18 protein-coding genes are annotated in these 15,509 nt (G+C 39.3%); 3 read left to right on the forward strand and 15 right to left on the reverse strand.

All coding sequences use genetic code 11. The features are described from left to right. Positions 1-16 precede the first annotated feature (16 nt). The 5 genes from FIM44_RS00695 to flgB all read right to left on the reverse strand — a co-directional run bounded on the left by FIM44_RS00695 (position 17) and on the right by flgB (position 3,409). The gene (locus tag FIM44_RS00695; protein ID WP_140578567.1) at positions 17-1,864 is read right to left on the reverse strand and encodes a peptidoglycan D,D-transpeptidase FtsI family protein; all 1,848 of its coding nucleotides are present in this window, start codon (positions 1,862-1,864) and stop codon (positions 17-19) included. Positions 1,865-1,870: 6 nt separating this feature from the next. Then, on the reverse strand, positions 1,871-1,996 hold the full coding sequence (locus FIM44_RS00700; RefSeq protein ID WP_080006034.1) for a transcriptional regulator: 126 nt from the start codon (positions 1,994-1,996) through the stop codon (positions 1,871-1,873). 23 nt (positions 1,997-2,019) lie between these two features. Then, the gene (gene fliE, locus FIM44_RS00705) at positions 2,020-2,349 is read right to left on the reverse strand and encodes a flagellar hook-basal body complex protein FliE (RefSeq protein ID WP_001147918.1); all 330 of its coding nucleotides are present in this window, start codon (positions 2,347-2,349) and stop codon (positions 2,020-2,022) included. A gap of 139 nt (positions 2,350-2,488) precedes the next feature. Continuing rightward, positions 2,489-2,974 carry a flagellar basal body rod protein FlgC gene (flgC, locus tag FIM44_RS00710; RefSeq protein WP_128075396.1) on the reverse strand — a complete coding sequence of 162 codons (486 nt, stop codon included), beginning with the start codon at positions 2,972-2,974 and terminating at the stop codon, positions 2,489-2,491. A gap of 12 nt (positions 2,975-2,986) precedes the next feature. Next, positions 2,987-3,409 carry a flagellar basal body rod protein FlgB gene (gene flgB / locus FIM44_RS00715; RefSeq protein WP_000347735.1) on the reverse strand — a complete coding sequence of 141 codons (423 nt, stop codon included), beginning with the start codon at positions 3,407-3,409 and terminating at the stop codon, positions 2,987-2,989. A 205-nt stretch (positions 3,410-3,614) separates the two neighbouring features. Here flgB and FIM44_RS00720 point away from each other — a divergent pair, with 205 nt between their 5' ends. Next, positions 3,615-4,781, forward strand: coding sequence for an FtsW/RodA/SpoVE family cell cycle protein (locus FIM44_RS00720; protein WP_140578569.1), 1,167 nt, complete (start codon positions 3,615-3,617; stop codon positions 4,779-4,781). 22 nt (positions 4,782-4,803) lie between these two features. Here FIM44_RS00720 and FIM44_RS00725 read toward each other — a convergent pair whose 3' ends face one another. Beyond that, positions 4,804-5,805 (reverse strand): ABC transporter substrate-binding protein, encoded by a 1,002-nt coding sequence (locus FIM44_RS00725; protein WP_140578571.1) that lies wholly within the window; start codon positions 5,803-5,805, stop codon positions 4,804-4,806. A gap of 238 nt (positions 5,806-6,043) precedes the next feature. Between FIM44_RS00725 and FIM44_RS00730 the strand changes: the two genes are divergently transcribed. Then, positions 6,044-6,640: a peroxiredoxin gene (locus tag FIM44_RS00730; RefSeq protein WP_140491132.1), complete on the forward strand. Its 597-nt coding sequence runs from the start codon at positions 6,044-6,046 to the stop codon at positions 6,638-6,640. A 143-nt stretch (positions 6,641-6,783) separates the two neighbouring features. Beyond that, on the forward strand, positions 6,784-7,599 hold the full coding sequence (locus tag FIM44_RS00735) for a MetQ/NlpA family ABC transporter substrate-binding protein (RefSeq protein WP_140578572.1): 816 nt from the start codon (positions 6,784-6,786) through the stop codon (positions 7,597-7,599). Between the two features lie 488 nt (positions 7,600-8,087). Here FIM44_RS00735 and mrdA read toward each other — a convergent pair whose 3' ends face one another. The 9 genes from mrdA to FIM44_RS00780 all read right to left on the reverse strand — a co-directional run bounded on the left by mrdA (position 8,088) and on the right by FIM44_RS00780 (position 15,447). Beyond that, entirely contained in the window at positions 8,088-9,854 is a 1,767-nt protein-coding gene (gene mrdA, locus FIM44_RS00740) for a penicillin-binding protein 2 (protein WP_140578574.1), read from the reverse strand. Beyond that, the gene (locus FIM44_RS00745) at positions 9,835-10,278 is read right to left on the reverse strand and encodes a hypothetical protein (RefSeq protein ID WP_140578576.1); all 444 of its coding nucleotides are present in this window, start codon (positions 10,276-10,278) and stop codon (positions 9,835-9,837) included. The genes mrdA and FIM44_RS00745 overlap by 20 nt, the downstream gene beginning before the upstream one ends. Positions 10,279-10,290: 12 nt before the next feature. Then, positions 10,291-10,917: a ribosome biogenesis GTP-binding protein YihA/YsxC gene (gene yihA / locus FIM44_RS00750; RefSeq protein ID WP_000560445.1), complete on the reverse strand. Its 627-nt coding sequence runs from the start codon at positions 10,915-10,917 to the stop codon at positions 10,291-10,293. Continuing rightward, positions 10,914-11,471 (reverse strand): lipopolysaccharide transport periplasmic protein LptA, encoded by a 558-nt coding sequence (gene lptA / locus FIM44_RS00755; RefSeq protein ID WP_001267836.1) that lies wholly within the window; start codon positions 11,469-11,471, stop codon positions 10,914-10,916. Before lptA ends, yihA begins: the two co-directional genes overlap by 4 nt. After that, positions 11,471-12,064, reverse strand: a complete 594-nt coding sequence (locus FIM44_RS00760; protein WP_000831002.1) for a hypothetical protein — start codon at positions 12,062-12,064, stop codon at positions 11,471-11,473. The genes lptA and FIM44_RS00760 overlap by 1 nt, the downstream gene beginning before the upstream one ends. Then, positions 12,039-12,533 carry a KdsC family phosphatase gene (locus tag FIM44_RS00765; RefSeq protein ID WP_140578577.1) on the reverse strand — a complete coding sequence of 165 codons (495 nt, stop codon included), beginning with the start codon at positions 12,531-12,533 and terminating at the stop codon, positions 12,039-12,041. Before FIM44_RS00765 ends, FIM44_RS00760 begins: the two co-directional genes overlap by 26 nt. After that, a complete protein-coding gene (locus tag FIM44_RS00770; RefSeq protein WP_140578579.1) occupies positions 12,530-13,477 on the reverse strand; it encodes a septal ring lytic transglycosylase RlpA family protein in 948 nt (315 codons plus the stop codon). The genes FIM44_RS00765 and FIM44_RS00770 overlap by 4 nt, the downstream gene beginning before the upstream one ends. After that, positions 13,477-14,589 carry a lytic transglycosylase domain-containing protein gene (locus tag FIM44_RS00775; protein ID WP_140578581.1) on the reverse strand — a complete coding sequence of 371 codons (1,113 nt, stop codon included), beginning with the start codon at positions 14,587-14,589 and terminating at the stop codon, positions 13,477-13,479. Before FIM44_RS00775 ends, FIM44_RS00770 begins: the two co-directional genes overlap by 1 nt. Positions 14,590-14,682: 93 nt before the next feature. Then, complete coding sequence (locus tag FIM44_RS00780; RefSeq protein WP_140578582.1) at positions 14,683-15,447, reverse strand: TatD family hydrolase; 765 nt, start codon at positions 15,445-15,447, stop codon at positions 14,683-14,685. Positions 15,448-15,509 lie beyond the last annotated feature (62 nt).

Below are 15,509 nucleotides of genomic sequence, written 5' to 3' on the forward strand. Positions count from 1 at the left end.
TTTTACCCTACTATTCTTACTTAATTTTAAAGCACCGTTTCTCCAGCGCATTTTGAATCGCAATGGAGGGCGATAGGTAATTGTAACGCACTAAAATTTCAGTGATTTCTTTAAAAATAGGGGCTGCAATCTTGCTGGCGTAATATTCTTCCTTGCCGTGCGAGCCTAAGATAACCACGCCGATAGTAAAAACCTGCCTTTCATCTTCAGCGAACCCAAAAAAAGAGCTGTTGTAGGACTGCACGCTATAACTCCCGTTTTTAGCGACCCTAGCCGTGCCTGTTTTGCCCCCTATGTATAGCCCTTCAAATTGAGCGTTTTTGCCTGTGCCATAACGCACCACTTTGATTAAGGTTTCTTTCATTTTCCTAGCACTTTTTGGGCTAATGACTTGAAAAGTGGGTTTGGGGCTAGGGATGTAAATATCGCCATTAGGGGCGGTTTCTCGTTGCACTAAATAGGGGGTAGTCAATTTGCCTTCATTAGAAAACACCGCATAAGCCCTTAAAAGCTGCAAAAAAGTCGCGTTCAGCCCATAGCCATAAGAAACGCTCCCCTTTAACACTTCACGCTTGAAAGCGGACAAAGGAGGGATCTTTCCTGTGGCTTCTAAGGATAAGTCAATGCCGGTTTTTTGAGAAAATCCATAGCCTAAAAGCCCGTTATAGAAATCCTCCGGGTTGAGATTTTTGCTGATTTTTATCATGCCCACGTTGCTAGATTGGATCAAAATGTCTTCAACAACGGCTTTTTTACTAGGGATAAAGTCGTCTTTAATGGTGTATTTTCCTAATTGGTAATAGCCATGGTTTAAATCAATGCGTTCTTTGGGGTTGATTAAATTCTTGTCTAACAGCAAGGAATAAACAATGGGTTTAATCGTGCTGCCTGGCTCAAAAACCTTTTCGGCAACGCTCAAATTCAAGCTTTCATAATCGCTGGTTTTAATCGTATTAGGATTGAAGCGCTTGCTTGAAGCCAGTGATAAGATTTCCCCGCTTTTAGGGTTAATGATACCCACTAGGATTTCTTTAGCCTTGAGTTTGTCTTTAGTTTTATCCAATAGGGTTTCAATTTCCCTTTGGAGTTTTAAAGGAACGCTCAAATACACCTCATAGCCATCAAGCCTTTCAACCTCTGTGTAAGAGTGGTTTTGAATAAAATTAAAACTCACATCTCTTTTGCCTGTTCTTATGCCATTTTGTTGGGCTTTAAGCAAGTGATCTTGAGATTTTTCAACGCCTTTTTTACCGGTAGTTAAAGTGAGTTTGTCTTCTTCTTGTTTTTGCACATAGCCAATGATTGGCTCTAGGCTATTTTGATAAGGGTAATTCCTAGAAACGCCGCTCACTTCAATGTTTAGCCCTTGCTTTTGCCACACCTTATCGTGTGCGTCTTTGAAATTTTGAAAAACCCCAAAGGTTAAAAATTTTCTATTCAAGTCCCTAAGATTAGCAGCGGTATTGGGCGTGAGATCATAGGCTAGAATAATATAGCCTTTCGTATTAATGGCGTCTTTTAAGGACTTTTTAGGGATATTGCTATAAATAGAAAGGAAATCAACGAAAAAATCTTCTTTATCCGGGTTTAAAAACCTTGTATCAAAGCCCAGTTTGAAAAGGGTTTGCGAAGCGGCCAAGCTGTAGTTGTCTTGACTATAGATAGTCCCCCTAGTCGCAGTGTCTTGTTTGCTCATCACCAGAGTGGGCATGTTGGCTTGGGCAAAAAAAGCTTTTTTAAAAGCCACCATTAAAAAAACGATAAAAAGCAATAAAAAGATTAATGCCGTAATAGAGCCCTTGTATTTTTGGGTTTCTAAAAACTGCTCTGGGTTGAAGTTAGGATCAATGTTTTTATTATCCATGAACGCTTACTTGAAAATGGCGTAGCGTTGGATTTTCACAACGCATGAGAGCATGAATTTTTGATGGTAAAATCCGTTAAAAGGGGGTGTAGCAACAACAAACCCTCTCTTTAAAAAGGACCAAGCGATCATTTAAAGAGAAGCCACTTAAGAGACTAGATCTGCGTTCTTAAAAGCTCTTTATAAGCACTGATCGCTTTGTTGCGCACTTCAAGCATGAGTTTCATGCTTGTTTCAGCCTTCCCTATAGCGATAGCCGCTTGGTGCAAGTCTTTGATTTGCCCTGTCGCCATGTCGGCTAAGGCTTTATCAGATTGCTCTTGAGTGTTGTTAAGCTCATTGATGGATTGCTTTAAGAGTTTGGAAAACTCCCCACCTTTTTGTTCTTTAAAGGTGCTACCCGATTCTTCTCTTTTAGTCCTATTGTCCGTGTTAAGCTCAGAGAAAGGACTCAATAAGCTTTTATCATTGTGTATGGCTTGCATAGAACCTCCTTAAGCTCTTTTTTAAAAATTTAACTCTATTAAATATCTTATTAAATATCTTATTCATTTCTGTATTCTACTGATCTTTGGCTAATACTACCTAAATTTTCTTATACTACCATAAATTGTTGAAAATCGTTCATGTTTGTAACATGCCGATCGCATTTTGCGCCATGTTTTTAGCGCTTTGAAAGGCTGCAACATTAGCCTGATAAGCTCTAGTCGCTTCCACTAAATCCGCCATTTCAACCACCGCATTCACATTGGGGTAAGCCACATAGCCTTGAGCGTTAGCGTCAGGGTGGCTGGGATCGTATTTCATCAAAGGCTCGCTATCATCGCGCACAATCTTATCCACCACCACGCTTGTGATAGGGATTAAGGGGTTGTCATCGCCTTCATCTAAGGGGTCTTCATAGGGGGTAATTTGATGGTTTTGAGCGATTTTTTGGTTTAAAATCTCATTGAAATCAAAAGCCTTAAACACCGCTTCTTGTCTCCTATAAGGGCCTCCTTCGCTCGTGTGCGTGGTGTTAGCGTTAGCGATATTAGAAGAAATCAAATTAGCCCTTAAGCGTTGGGCGGACAAACCATAACCGCTAATATCAAAAGAAGATAAAAACATGCTTTCCCTTAACTATAAATTCTTACTGGAATCAATGGCGTAATTGATCACGCCTCGATACTTTTTTAAGGCTGAACTCAAGGCTAAATACATGGTAGAGTTCTTGCCCATTTCACTCGTTTCTATGTCTAAATCCACGCTGTTGCCATCATTTTTAGCCAAATGCCCGTCTCTAAAAAAAAGGCTTGCCCCATCTTTAGCGCTATTTTCAAAGTCTAAATGCCTAGGGTTAGTGTGGGCTAAAGGCAAAACTTTACTGGATTGGTTTTCAAAAATTTCCGCTTTTTTCTCCGCTAAAACGCTTTCAAAATCCAAATCCTTTGGCCTGTAAAAGGGGGTGTCCACATTAGCAATGTTAGAAGCGATCATATCCTGCCTTAAAGACCGATAATCCAACGCCTTATAAACTAGATCAAACGCTTTAGAAAAATCCATCAAAACCCCTTTTTTAAACCCTTGCAAATCTATAGCATGCAAAAAGCATTCCAAAATCGGCTCGCTTTTTCATTAAAGAATGCGATCAATTCCAAAGCATGCTTAAGCTTGAGCGATAAGCCAATTCAAGGTCATTATAGTGTAAAATACCCATAAAATACCTTAAGAGAACGCCTATTCAAAAACCAAAAATAAGGAAATCCTAATGACTACAGACAGAAACCTGTTTTTTTGCACTTCGCTATTGATTTTTTTGGGGGTATTGATGAGCTATTCGCTCTCAACTTATACCACAGTGGTGCTGTATCATTATGGGGAATTCCATTTTTTCATACGCCAGCTTGCGAGTGCGATCATGGGGATTGTTATCATGTGGGGGTTGTCTAGGGTTGATCCTAGCAAGTGGTTTAGCCGTTTGGGGTTTTTTCTTCTTTTTGTCCCACCATTACTCATTATTGGCATGTTTTTTTTGCCAGAAAGCCTTTCTAGTAGCGCTGGGGGGGCGAAGCGATGGATTCGTTTGGGGTTTTTTTCTCTAGCGCCTTTGGAGTTTTTAAAGGTTGGTTTCACCTTTTTTCTTGCGTGGAGTTTGTCTCGCACCTTTGTGGCAAAAGAAAAGGCTAATGTTAAAGAAGAACTCATCACTTTTGTGCCTTATTCGGTGGTGTTTGTGGCATTAGCGATTGGGGTGGGGGTTTTGCAAAACGATTTGGGGCAGATCGTTCTTTTGGGGGCGGTTTTAGCGGTGTTATTGGTTTTTTCTGGGGGGAGCGTGCATTTGTTTGGCTTGATTGTTTCAGGGGCGTTTGCGATCAGCGTTTTAGCGATTGTTACAAGCACTCATAGGATTTTGCGCCTAAAATTGTGGTGGTCTAATTTGCAAAATTCGCTTTTCACGCTCTTGCCGGATAAATTAGCGAACGCTCTTAGAATAAGCGACTTGCCTGAATCCTATCAAGTCTTTCATGCAGGCAATGCCATGCATAATGGGGGGTTGTTTGGGCAAGGGCTTGGGCTTGGGCAAATCAAGCTTGGGTTTTTGAGCGAAGTGCATACGGACATGGTCTTAGCTGGGATCGCTGAAGAATGGGGGTTTTTGGGGCTATGTGTTTGTTTTATTTTGTTTTCTGTTTTGATTGTTTTGATTTTTAGGATCGCTAACCGCTTGAAAGAGCCAAAATATTCGCTATTTTGCGTGGGCGTGGTGCTGCTTATTAGTTTTTCTTTGGTGATCAACGCCTTTGGGGTGGGCGGGATTCTTCCGGTTAAAGGTCTAGCGGTGCCGTTTTTGAGCTATGGAGGGAGTTCGCTTTTAGCGAATTGTATCGCTATAGGGCTTGTTTTAAGCCTAGCGCGATACACGAAAGGCTAAAAAGATTAACCCTTTTTAAAAATCAATGCCATAAAAAGGGTTCAATTTCCGCATCGTTTAAATCAAAAACCACTTTGTAATAGTCTTTGATGATTGCGTTAATATCCACGCCTTTAAACGCTTCAGGGTGGGCTTTTAAAGCGATATACAAGCTGATGAGTGGGGCTCTAGGCCCGCCAATATCCATTGTGGGGAGCTTATAAACTTGCTTGTTTTTAATGGCTTTGATAGTGGAAAACTTAGGGTTGTTTAACACATCTTCAGGCGTGAGTGGGCTTACCCACCAGATAAAGATAATCTCAGGGTTTTCTTTAACGATTTTTTCCACGCTAATGTCAGCGCGCCCGAATTTGACGTATTTCAAGCCAAAATTGTCTATGCCCCCTTTTTCTAAAATGTCTGAATCAAGGGCTTGATGGCCGCTGATCTTATTGGCTTTATGGAAAAGCTCCACCCCCTTTTTCTTTTTGACATCTTTCAAACGCTCTTTGATAAAATCCAAAGTTTCTTGCATTTTGGCGAGTTTTTTAGAAGCGTCAATTTCTAAGGCTTTAGCTTGAGCGTCAATATCTTCCATGACTTCTGCAATGGTTTTTTCTTGGAAAGAAAGGAATGAAATCCCAAATTTTTTCGCATGCTCTACCGCTTTAGGGTTTCCCACAAAGGTTACCACAAGATCAGGGCTGAGTTTTTTTAAAAGCTCCACATTCAATGCCGCCACATGATCACTGCTCATGGATTTAATGCGTTTAGGATCTTTGAGAGTGGCTTTAACAATATCAGATTTAAAAGCGTAATCCGAAATGCCCACGACCCTATCCCAAGTATTGAACATGGCAGGCACTTCTGCAAAGCTACCCAAGTAGATTATTTTAGAAACAGGAAGCTTGATAGTTTGCTCCCCGAAATAATCCTTGACTTTGACTTCTTGATTAGAAGCGTTAGCCACGCTTAATAAAGATGAAACAATGAGTGCACCTAAAGAATAAGAGATTAAAGCTTTTTTAAAGCGAGCGATTAGCATGACAATTCCTTTCGTATGATTTATGAAGCGATTATAACACTATTAAGGAAATACAAGCAGTAAAAATGAAACTATTTTTCACAAAATCCTAAAATATTAAAGAAAATATTTTTTCATTAACTTTTTAAGATTATACTCCACCATGTTTCCGCTGGTTGAGTGGAAAGCATAATAAATTAAATCTGTTTTAGGTTTAATTTTGATCCAACAAAATTTTAAAACACTTAAGGAGTTGTATATGTTAGTTACAAAACTTGCCCCAGACTTTAAAGCACCTGCCGTTTTAGGAAACAATGAGGTTGATGAACACTTTGAGCTTTCTAAAAATTTAGGCAAAAATGGTGTAATCCTTTTCTTTTGGCCAAAAGATTTTACTTTTGTATGCCCTACAGAAATCATTGCGTTTGACAAAAGAGTGAAAGACTTCCAAGAAAAAGGCTTTAATGTGATTGGCGTGTCTATTGACAGCGAACAAGTGCATTTCGCATGGAAAAACACCCCTGTGGAAAAAGGCGGTATTGGTCAAGTGTCTTTCCCTATGGTGGCTGATATTACTAAGAGCATTTCTAGAGATTACGATGTGCTGTTTGAAGAAGCGATCGCTTTGAGAGGTGCTTTTTTGATTGACAAAAACATGAAAGTAAGACACGCAGTGATCAATGACTTGCCATTAGGTAGGAATGCAGATGAAATGCTTCGCATGGTAGACGCTCTCTTACACTTTGAAGAACATGGTGAAGTATGCCCAGCAGGCTGGAGAAAAGGCGATAAAGGTATGAAAGCGACTCACCAAGGCGTTGCAGAGTATCTTAAAGAAAATTCCATTAAGCTTTAATGGTTTTTTGCTGTTTGACCAAGAGAAACTCCGTTTTTCTTGGTCAAATCCTTTCTTTTTGATTCTTCGCTTAGTTTTAAAGTTTCCGTATCGTTTTATCTTTTTATCATTTTTGAATTATTTTTTTTAATAAAGGGTTTTTTATGAACATATTCAAGCGTATTATTTGCGTAACCACTATTGTTTTAGGTTTTTTTAACCTTTTGGACGCCAAACACCACAAAGAAAAAAAAGAAGACCACAAAATCACTCGTGAGCTTAAAGTGGGCGCTAACCCTGTGCCGCATGCACAAATCTTGCAATCAGTCGTGGACGATTTGAAAGAGAAAGGGATCAAATTAGTGATCGTGTCTTTTACGGATTATGTGTTGCCTAATTTAGCGCTCAATGACGGCTCTTTAGACGCGAATTACTTCCAGCACCGCCCTTATTTGGATCGGTTTAATTTGGACAGAAAAATGCACCTTGTTGGTTTGGCCAATATCCATGTGGAGCCTTTAAGATTTTATTCTCAAAAAATCACAGACATTAAAAACCTTAAAAAAGGCTCAGTGATTGCTGTACCAAATGATCCGGCCAATCAAGGCAGGGCGTTGATTTTACTGCATAAGCAAGGCCTTATCGCTCTCAAAGATCCAAGCAATCTATACGCTACGGAGTTTGATATTGTCAAAAATCCTTACAACATCAAAATCAAGCCTTTAGAAGCCGCGTTATTGCCTAAAGTTTTAGGGGATGTGGATGGGGCTATTGTAACAGGGAATTACGCCTTGCAAGCAAAACTCACCGGAGCTTTATTTTCAGAAGACAAGGACTCGCCTTATGCCAATCTAATAGCCGCTCGTGAGGATAACGCGCAAGATGAAGCCATAAAAGTGCTGATTGAAGCTTTGCAGAGTGAAAAGACCAGGAAATTTATTTTGGATACCTATAAGGGAGCGATTATCCCGGCTTTTTAAGCCATTTGGATAACATTCATCTTTAAAATGAATGGGGGGTGCTTTTAGACGCTAATAAAAAAACTCTTTTCTCATTGAGCATTAAAAACGCTAAAAGTATTTTTAAAACAAAACGAAAAGAGCTTGCGCTAATCAAGCGATAATTTCTTAAAAAGCGTTATTTCTTAAGGGGGGGAATGGCACAAAATAACCCTCTCTATCTCTTTAAGAAAATAATGATAAAATCTAAAACAAAAAAATAACTAAAACCCCATTTTTTAAAAACATTAAACAAGACTTTAGCTGTCAATATGCGGTTAGAAAAGGCCAAAAATACAGCAAGTCTGAATCTGATTAAAGTTACGCTTTTATAATTTTCTCCACAATAAAGAGCAGTTTTAAACCACCCGTTAGACTGAGTTATAGAGCGGTAGAATGAGTTGGAAGCAAGTTGGCTGATGGTCTTTAGCGTTTAAAAGGTTGCGTTTTTGAAAAGATTTAGAATTTTATTAAAGATAGCCAAGTTCATAGAGTTTATTGCTCATTTTCACTAACAAGCCCCCTAGTTTTGAGCCCCCTTCCCCATGTTCTACTAAAATGGTGATAGCGTATTTGGGTTTTTCATAAGGCAAGAATGCGGTAATCCACGCATGGGATCGATGGAAATATTCCATATCCTTTTCTTTCATGCGATTGACGATGTTTTGAGCGATTTCCACGACTTGCGCGGTGCCGGTTTTGCACGCTAAAGTAACCTTAGAACCCCTTGTGGAATGATAAGCGGTGCCGTCTTTATGGTTACACACTTCATACATGCCCACTCTCAAGGCTTGGAGCTTCTTTTTTTGAAAGCTATTTAGGGGATCTTTGAGCGGCTGTTGGTTGTTGATAGCGAAATGAGGCGTTGCCAGTTTGCCTGTAGCAATGAGTCCCGTGTAGGCGAGAACCTGCAAGGGCGTAGCCAAAAAAGAGCCTTGCCCAATAGCGGTAATGAGCGTGTCCCCAACGCGCCAATCTTGATTGAAGCGTTTGAGTTTCCACAAATTATCCGGCACAATCCCCACAAATTCATTCGGCAAATCAACGCCCGTTTTTTCCCCAAAGCCCACTTCCCTTAAGGTTTTAGAGAGTTTTTCTATAGAGATTTCAAGCCCAAACTTATAGAAATACACATCCACGGACTCCCTAATGGCTTTATACAAATTAGAATTGCCATGCCCTGTTTTTTTCCAGTCTCTGAATTTGCGCTTGCCCACTTCAATAAAAGGCGGGGTGGGTATGGTGGTGTTTTCTGTGATATTAAGGTTTTCTAAAAAGCTCAAGCCCACGCCCATTTTAACCACAGATCCCGGTGGGTACAAGGCGTTAGCGAAGCGGTTTAGTAGGGGGTTATAAATATCATCTTGAAGTTTTTGCCATTTGTCTTGACTGATCCCACCCACAAAATCGTTCAAATTGTATTCAGGGTAACTTCCTGCAACGAGCAATTCCCCATTTTCTGCATCCATCACTAAAATAGCCCCCCTTTTATTTTCAAAGAGCTTGTCCGCTTCTTTTTGCAAGCGTTTGTCTAAACTCAATTGCAAGTGGTTGTTAGTGCTTGGCGGCACTACTTCTAAGGTGGCTAATTCTTGATTGAGCGCATTGACGCGCATGATTTTATAGCCCACCTTGCCTTGTAAGAGCTTGTTGTATTCTTTTTCAACGCCGGTTTTACCCACAATCTGGCTGTATTGATTCTCTTCATCGTCTTTTAGATCTTGCAAGCTTGCCACCCCCACATAGCCTAAAACATGCGAAGCTAAAGCGTTATTAGGGTAGTAGCGCTTGTCTAAGGGAAGCGCAAAAATGCCTTGAGTTTGGATGAGTTTGGCATAAAGAGGTTGCATGGCGATATAAGGAATGAAGCCAACCACTTTAATGAGGTTATGGTTATAAAGCGAATTTTCTTTTTGGTAATTGTTTAAAAGCACTTCTTTAGAAAAGTTAGGGAAAAACTTTTGGATGATTCCAATTTTTTCCAAAAGTTCTTTTTGTTTCAATCCGCTGGGCAAAAACACGCCAAACACCAATTCGTTAGTGGCTAAAAACTCATCATTTCTGTCTGTAATATCGCCCCTTGTAGGGACTAGAAATTCCTTTTTAGTCATGTTGCGTTCGGCCAATTTTTCATAGTATTCTTGATTTTTAACGCTTAAAATAAATAAATTTAAAACCAATAACCCCCAAAACCCTATAAAAACAAAGAGCAAAAGCTTATAGCGAAGATTTTTCATACAAACCCCACAAAGCGCTCTCTATTAAAGCAAAAAGAGCGAGAAAGCCGAGTATTTTCAAACTCAAAGACACAGAAAAAAAGCGCGATAAATAAAGGTAATAAACCAAAAAAACATGCAAAGTTTTGAATAAAAAGCCGTCATTAAAAAGCTTTAAAGAGTTTTTATAGGCGATTTGATGGTAGATTAAAAACAGCAAAGCCAAAACGCCTAAAGTCTTTAAATGCATGCTTTCAAACCAAAACAAACAGCCAAACACGCTCAAACTGGGCAAAAAATGATCGTATTTTTTCGTATAAAACAAGAATAAAAACCCAATCATAGGGGGTAAAAAAGGCATTAAATCCTTCAAAAGGCTATAAAAATAAAAACCAAAGATCCCTAAACATAAGAAAAAAAAGGAATCTTGTTTTAAAGAGAGCATGGTTTTTGCGGTTTATAAAGGGTTAGTGAGCAAGTATTTCAAAAGGGTTTGGCGCACTATTTCAAGGGTTGGGTATTTTGAAGAAAGAGCGTTAAAATGGGCGGTATTGATTAAAAAAGGTTTAGGAGCGTTTAAAAAAAGGCGGTGTTGCTCGTTTTTATTCAACTTGTCAAATTTCGTAAAAAGAGAAAGGTAGGCTTGATCGGGCCTTAAAAGGGCTTGAATATTTTCTTTAGCGTTTTTGTCAATCTCTAAATTCAAATGGCGCGCATCCACTAAATGGATAAAAAGTTTGATAGAAACCCTAACGCTCAACAATTCCCATAAAAACCCCTCCCATTCTTTTTTCAAGCTTTTAGAAACTTTAGCGTAGCCAAACCCAGGCAAATCAATCACATTAAAAGTGGCCCTTAAGGCGTTTTCTTTATCTTCCCAAGTGGTGGAAAAAAAATTCGCTAAACGGGTTTTTCCAGGCGTTGCTGAACTTTTGGCGAGATTTTTTCCTAACAAGGTATTAATAAACGAGCTTTTACCGACATTGCTGCGCCCTAAAATGACCATTTCAGAAGTCAAGCTTGCAGGGCATTGCGAAAGTTGGCTAGAAGAAGTGAGAAAATGAGCGTCTTTAATGGCGATCATGGTTTTTCCTTAGCGCCTTTCTTCTTCAATTTGGCCTTACGATTTTCTTCATTAATGTCTTCCATATCAAACACAAATTTAGCGGGCCGTTTCGCGCTCCCTAACACATCAGCATAACCCTTAGTTTTGTTTAAAATGATTTCATCGCCGGTGATGACATTAGATTTCCCCACTTCTCTAACCACCGCATTTTGCAATAATTTGTATTCCCCATTCAGCGCGTTATAAATGAGCTTGTCAGCGCTCCCGCTGATTTCACGATTATCCTCTGTAAAGATGTTAAAATGCGTGTTCCCTGTGGCTTCATAGCGCTCTGGCTTTCGTTTATCGTTTAAAAACACGCTCACCTTATCCGCAAACAACCGGTCTTTACCTTTTTTGATCTGCACATTGCCTTGAATAACGGCGGTTTTGGTTTTGTCGTTCGCTACAAATTTGTTGCCAGTAATTTCTAAAAGTTCTCTTTCTTTTTTCAAACCTTTATTATCTGTTTTTTGAGCGCTCATCACGCTTAAAATTCCAAAACAACACACAAGAACACACCACCAACGCATTAAAACCCTCCTTTGAAAGTGGGGAATTTTTTCTTTTCTTTCTGGCTTTGTTTGATTTCATCTAAAAATAAATGCGCTTGAATGCTTTGAGCTTCAATAATGGCTAAAGCATGCGAATAAGAAATGTCAAGCCCTTCAATCTTGCTGTCCTTTGAAGTGAGAATGAAACGGCCCTTGCCTTTAAAATTTTGCTCTTTATGGTTGTAAATCCCTGTTTCACTCCAAAAACTAGAATCGTCGCTTCTTTTATAAGTAACCCCATTGGGGAAGAAATACAAATCCTGCTGCCGCTTGGCTTTAGGGGATTCAACGCTTTCAATAGTGTCTTCATCATAGCGCTTGATTTTGGAATCAAAAAAGATTTCATGATCATCGTATTGTAAAGCTTTTTTACCCTCTATGGACAGATCAAGGATTTTATCGTTGATTTGAAACGCTTTAAAATTTTCTAATTCAATTTTAGGGATATTTTCTTTAGAGACCACGCTAGTGGGTTGGGAACGCAAAAAGAAAAAAACTAACCCTATCGTGATGAAAGACAAAACCACAAAAAAGTTTAAAACGCTATTAGAGGTAAAGCTTGAGCGCTTCATCTTGCAAGCCTTCTAATGTTAAAAGATAATCAATCGCTTCCCTAACGGCCCCCTTGCCCCCTGAATTTTGCAACACTTTATAGGCCTTGCTTTTAAGCAAGGGGTGTGCATCAAAAGGAGCGAAACTCAAAGCGCATGCCTTAAACATGCCTAAATCGTTATAATCATCGCCTACACATGCGATTTCTTGTGCGTTTAATTGCAAGTCTTTTTTGAGCCGCTCCACAACCACGCTTTTATTTTCAACGCCCATAAAAACAAACTGAACGCCCAAACTCTCCATGCGTTTTTTCACCATTGTTGAAGTTCTTCCTGTAATGATAGCGATTTTTTTGCCTAATTTTTGCCATAGTGCCATGCCAAGCCCGTCTTTGACATTGAAAGCCTTGAACTCGTGAAAATTTTCATCAAAATACAACGATCCGTCTGTGAGCGTGCCATCCACATCTAAAAGCAATAATTTAATCATTCTCTCGTTAAAACCGCATTCTGGTTATATTTTTTCATAAAATCCCTAGCCTCTTCTTCGCTTTGAAACCCTTGAACTAAAACTTTATACAAATCGTCTTTAAAAGCAACCTTGACGCTGTAATTTGGATTCTCTGCTTGCAATTTATCCGCTAAAGTTTGAGCGCCTATTTGGTTTCTAAAAGCCCCCATTTGCAAAGAAAACTTCCCTCCGCTCACGCTTTTTTCGCTCTCGCCGACTTTAAATTCCTTGTGTAAGATCTTTGAAGAGCTGGCGTTAAAGGATTGTTCGTATTGCTTGGAGATAACCCCACCAAAACCCAAAACAATAAGACGCACGCTGGCTGTGCCTTTTTTAACCATATCAATATCCCTAGCGGCCGCATTAGACAAATCAATGATGCGATCGCTCACAAAAGGCCCTCTATCGTTGATGCGCACAATGGTGCTTAAATTGTTTTCAACATTGATGACTTTCACCACGGTGTTCATGGGTAAAGTTTTGTGCGCAGCGGTGTGGGCATACATGTTATAAATTTCCCCATTACTGGTTTTTTTGGCATGGAAATTGGGGCCATACCAGCTCGCAATGCCATCAAATTTTTCGCCCAAATCCACTTTAGTGGGGTAATACCACTTGTTCCCCACTTGATAAGGGTGCATGGTGGCTCTTTGGATCGCGCTAGAATCGCGCATGCCGTTATCTAGCGGTTGATCTTTTGTGTTGCTATCTTGCGAATTGGAATGGTGTTTGAAATGGCGTTCAAAAAAATTGCGTTTATAGGTGGCTTTTTTGGTTGTTGGGTCATAGTCTTTAGCGTTTTCATAAGCGCGCAAGCTTTCATGCTTGTAAGACAAATTCTTTACCACCTCTTTTTTAACCGCACAAGCGCTAATCAAAAAAATAACGCCTAAAAAACAAACTTTTTTTAACGCCAAACCCATTAAAATTCCCTTGTAGCGATCAATTTCTTATTGGTAGGAATGATTAAACGCTGGTGGATAAAAATATTAGAATCTTTGAGGTTATTGGCTAATTGGATACTGGAAATACTGACTTGATAGCGTTTAGCGATAGAAGATAAGGTTTCTTTAGGCAAGACCACATGGGTGATAAAAGGGCTTTTTGAACTGGCTTGAATGTTTTTATTTTGTTTGAGTTGGCGTTGTTTGAAAAGAGCGAGTTTTTCATAAGGGATATAAATGGTGTAGGTGGGGTCTTTAGAAGGCAGAATGTTATAACGGAATTGGTGGTTGTAGGATTTTAAGGTTTCCAAACTCAAGTTTAAATTTTTAGCCACTTGGACTAAAGAAGTGTGCCTTTTAAACGGGACGCCCACTAAACTCACCCTCGCCCCCCGATTGAGCAAGTATTCTTTATCTTTGAGGTTGTCTAGGCTGTTGAATTTTAACGCCAGGCTTAGAATGGAGCGGATATACTCTCGTGTCTCTTTAGGGAGATACTTTTTATCTTCATCTAGCAAAATTTTAATGTCCGAAGTGCCGGCGGCTTTGATGGCGTTTTGAACCCTGCGCAAGCCGTAATTATACGCCATAGCGACCAAATACCACTCTCCGGTTTGTTTGTAGAGCCGTTTCAAGTAAGTGATCGCCGTTTGAGTGCTTTTAATGGGATCTCTTCTTTCATCAATGTAATGATTGACCTTAAGCCCTAATTCTTTAGCCGTGCTTGGCATGAATTGCCAAATCCCTACCGCTTTTTTCCTGCTATAAGCCCTTGATGAAAATTTAGACTCTGCCATGGCCAAAAATAAAAATTCTTGCGGCACACTCGCTTCTATTAGCATGTTTTTAATGATGGGGATGAACTGGTAATTCACATCAAATCTTTTGACTAACTTTTTCCACTCTTCTTCTTTATTCATTTTTTTTAAAGCGTTTGGCATTTGGGATAAAAAGCCCGCATTAACCCCAAAAGCCTCCAACGCTTTGGTGTCAATATTAGACTCAAAAGCAATCTTAGCGTGGCTTAAAGAAGTCAGTAAGAACCAATGAGTCATTAAAAAAAACAACCATTTGGTATTAAAATATTTCATTCTTTTTTAAAATCCTAATCATTTGATAAGTTCAATAATGGCTCTAATTATAACCAAACTTGAATAATACTTTTTTTAAATACAGCCTTATTTTCAGGGGAAACTAAAGAGCGTTTGGGCGTTATGCGTGCTTAAAGAAGCGAGCTCTTCAGTTTCTATGTTGATGATTTCGGCAATTTTTTGAGCGATTAAAGGGATATAAGTAGGGCTATTTCTGGTGCCTCTAAAAGGGTGTGGGGTCAAATAGGGCGAATCTGTTTCTAAAAGAAGCCTGTTTTTAGGGATTTTAGGGAGGATCTCCACCAGTCTTTTAGCGTTTTTAAAAGTGCTAACCCCTCCTATCCCATAATAAAAACGATCGCTTAATTCCAAAAGCATGCCATCAGCGTTAAAGCAATGCAACACCCCAAAAGCCTCAGGATAGCTTTTTAAAATATTCAAACTATCAAAACTCGCCTCTCTGATGTGGATAATCAAGGGCTTGTTGTGTTGGATAGAAAATTCAATCTGTTTGGTAAAAATTTCTTTTTGTTTGCTTTTATAATTTTCTCTTTCATTCAATTCGGGCAAGCGGTAGTAATCCAATCCGCATTCGCCTATCGCCACGCATTTTTGATGCCCAACAAACTTTTCAAACAGGCTTTCATCAAAGCTTTCCACATCATAAGGGTGGGCGCCTATGGCAAAAAACACGCCTTCAAATTTTTCGCTAATCTCTATCGCTCTCTTCAAATCTTTCATGTCCGCACCCGGAATCACGCACTGAGTAACGCCTTTTTCTAGGCTTTCTTTTAACACTTCTTCTAAATCGTTTTCATAATCCTTGTGATCCAAATGGCAATGCGTATCAATAAACATGCTTTTATCCTGTGGTTTTATTTAATATGTTACAATACTTAAGCATTCTAACATAAGGAAAA

The sequence above is a fragment of the Helicobacter pylori genome (assembly GCF_006440215.1).
In the GTDB taxonomy this organism is placed as follows: Bacteria; Campylobacterota; Campylobacteria; order Campylobacterales; family Helicobacteraceae; genus Helicobacter; species Helicobacter pylori_CS.